This window comes from Acinetobacter sp. YH16038, assembly GCF_013417275.1.
GTDB lineage: Bacteria > Pseudomonadota > Gammaproteobacteria > Pseudomonadales > Moraxellaceae > Acinetobacter.
Genome location: NZ_VPEG01000107.1, coordinates 1 through 2,363, shown reverse-complemented (window position 1 = coordinate 2,363; position 2,363 = coordinate 1). Strand labels below are relative to the sequence as shown.

Annotated in this window: 3 protein-coding genes; all 3 read left to right on the top strand. The window is 36.8% G+C overall.

The genetic code is table 11. The features are described from left to right. On the top strand, positions 1–222 hold a 222-nt coding region (locus tag FTV34_RS16990; RefSeq protein WP_180070856.1), incomplete at its 5' end, for a spore coat protein U domain-containing protein. A 115-nt stretch (positions 223–337) separates the two neighbouring features. Next, on the top strand, positions 338–1,015 hold the full coding sequence (locus FTV34_RS16985) for a molecular chaperone (RefSeq protein WP_257223471.1): 678 nt from the start codon (positions 338–340) through the stop codon (positions 1,013–1,015). Between the two features lie 27 nt (positions 1,016–1,042). After that, on the top strand, positions 1,043–2,363 hold a 1,321-nt coding region (locus FTV34_RS16980; RefSeq protein WP_180070854.1), incomplete at its 3' end, for a fimbria/pilus outer membrane usher protein.

Sequence of the window (2,363 nt, the reverse complement as noted above, 5' to 3'; positions counted from 1 at the left end):
TCAGGTAGTGGTAAGATGACAAATGAAAAAGATGCATTATCAAGTATTGCTTATGAGTTATTCCAAGATAGCAATAAGCCATGGGATAACAATGACAATAAATATGCAAACAATGGTTCAGGTAACGTACAAGCAATCCCTGTAATTGCTAAAGTCGTTGGCTCAACAAATGTTCGTGCAGGCAACTATAAAGATACAGTTACAGCCACGGTAACATATTAATATTTGTTATCGTAAAGATATTCTTCATTTAAAGGATATCAATATGAGAAATCCGATACGTTGCTCTAATCTACTACGTAAGTACAGTTTAGTTTGTCTAGTAACGAGTATTTTTATGATACAGGCGCATGCTGCAAGCTTGCAGGTTGCGCCTATTTTATTAGAGTTTTCCCCTCAGGAAAAAGTTAAAGAGCTTTGGTTAACCAATACAGGAAGTGACGAAATTCGGGGCCAAGTCCGAGTAAATTATTGGACACAAAATAATAATCAAGATGTTATTACACCTACAAAAGATCTGATAGCAAGCCCCATGGTATTGACTATACCTGCTGGGCAAAGACAGTTAGTTCGCTTGATTCGTAGCGCAAATAACAATCTTTCATCTGAACAAGCCTATCGACTCATCGTCGATGAATTACCTAATCCAAAAACTGAAGAGAAAAGCGGGTTGCAGCTTTTGCTGAAATATTCGATCCCAGTTTTCTTTAAAACATCACATATAAATGCTGTAGATCAAGGCTTAACTTCTTTAAAAGGCATGACATTTAAATATACGGATCATCAATTACTAGTCATCAATAAAACTACAAGTTATAAGCGTTTTAGCCAGTTTGCTTATGTAGATTCTCAAGGTAAAAAGACACCAATTCAAATGGGACTGATGGGCTATGTTCTAAATGGTCAGAGTATGCAATGGCCTATCCCTAAACAACTGAATATTCAACCGACTGGAAAGTTTGTTGCTGTTGTGAACATGGATGTACGTGAACAAATACTTCAAGTAGCACATTGATGTATTCATCAATTTTGGAGTGGTTTTGTGAGTGTACAGATTAGTGATTTGCTATTTGCAGGAGCAATCATTGCAGTGGCACCCAATACACTTGCACAAGTCAGCGATCCAAAACTGATTCAAGATATGCAGCAAGATTTATATTTAGATGTCGAACTAAATCAATCAGCACAACCAGAAATAGGACATTTTTTACAACAAGATAAACAGCTTTATATAGATGTGACATCATTAGACAAACTCTCAATTCAAAGTAGTGCTCCTCAAGTCTTGGTTGACCAAACAAACTATATTTCTTTAGATGCTATTAACGGGCTAAGTTATCAATATGACAATCTAAACCAGAAAATCACCATACAAGTCCCTATTGAATTATTAAGTGCAAAAAACCAATATAGTTATCAAGCTAAATCTGTAGCAACGGTTAATCCCCAGCAAGAAAGACAAGGCTTACTTTTAAACTATACGGCTTTTGCACAACAAACTGATGATCATTTTTCATTTAATGGATGGAATGAACTTCGTTATTTTGGTCTATTCAATGGTGTACTGAGTATTTCAGGTAATTATCAATATCAAGATAATCAGTTTACTGATCGTCAAATTCTAGATACGTATTGGGAGAAAGACTTCCCAGAGCAAATGCTTCGTTTACGTTTGGGCGATGCGCAAAGTGATGCTTTAACGTGGACACGCTCTACTCGGATTAGTGGTCTAAGTTTGGCTAAAAATTTCGCATTACAGCCTTATACGGTTACAACCCCATTAATGAGTTTTAAAGGGCAGGTTGCACTCCCTTCACAGATTGACCTTATCATTAATGGAATCAAGCAATCATCACAGAATGTAGTGCCAGGGCAGTTTGATATTCAAACTACACCGAGTATTACAGGTGCTGGCAATGCACAAATGGTCATTACTGACATCAATGGCCAACAACAAGTCCAAAATTTTTCACTCTATCGCGCAAATCACTTACTGGCACGGGGTCTAAATGATTGGTCATTTAACCTTGGTTATCCTAAATTAAATTATGGCATATCTTCATTTGATTATGCTGATGATTTAGCATTAAGTGGTAGTTATCGTTATGGATTAAGCAATACATTGACTGTTGAGACCCATACTGAGTTGACTGAAAAGTTACAGCAAGTGGGGCTAGGTGGTGTTTACCAATTAGGGAGACAAGCTGGTCAATTCAATGTCTCTTATGCCCATAGTTATACACCTGAAAACACGGGACAGTTGCTTGGATTCGGTTATAGTTGGAACTCAGCATTGTTTAGCTTAAATTATAATGGATTACGTCAATATGGGCAGTTCAGTGATATCGCTAGTTTAAATGATG